The sequence below is a fragment of the Bacillus sp. 22475 genome (assembly GCF_052044835.1).
Taxonomy (GTDB): domain Bacteria; phylum Bacillota; class Bacilli; order Bacillales; family Bacillaceae_G; genus Bacillus_A; species Bacillus_A cereus.
Window position 1 is genome coordinate 1 of sequence record NZ_JBQENW010000116.1, and the last position, 307, is coordinate 307.

The window sequence follows — 307 nt, forward strand, 5'->3', positions numbered from 1 at the left end:
TCTTTATTAGCAACTTTTACTGTGTCACCTTTTTTGAATTTTGAGTTACTACCATTTGAGAAGTTTACGTTTACTTCTTGACTAATTCCATCAAGATCTTCATATGCCACAGTTACATAGTCAGCCTCTGCATCAGTTATTACACCAACTACAGCATTTTCTTCTTGTTTGTTAGATTCGTCATTCGTTTTAGAAATGGAATCAGTAGGAGCAAGTTGTGCATAGCGCCCTTGGCCGACATTGTGCTGTGTCCATTGATCTTTATTAGCAACTTTTACTGTGTCACCTTTTTTGAATTTTGAGTTAC

The 307-nt window shown here is 36.2% G+C and carries 1 pseudogene; it reads right to left on the minus strand.

Annotated elements, in window-relative coordinates:
• Positions 1-307 (minus strand): annotated as a pseudogene (locus ACTJJY_RS32185) (S-layer homology domain-containing protein); the annotation flags it as partial.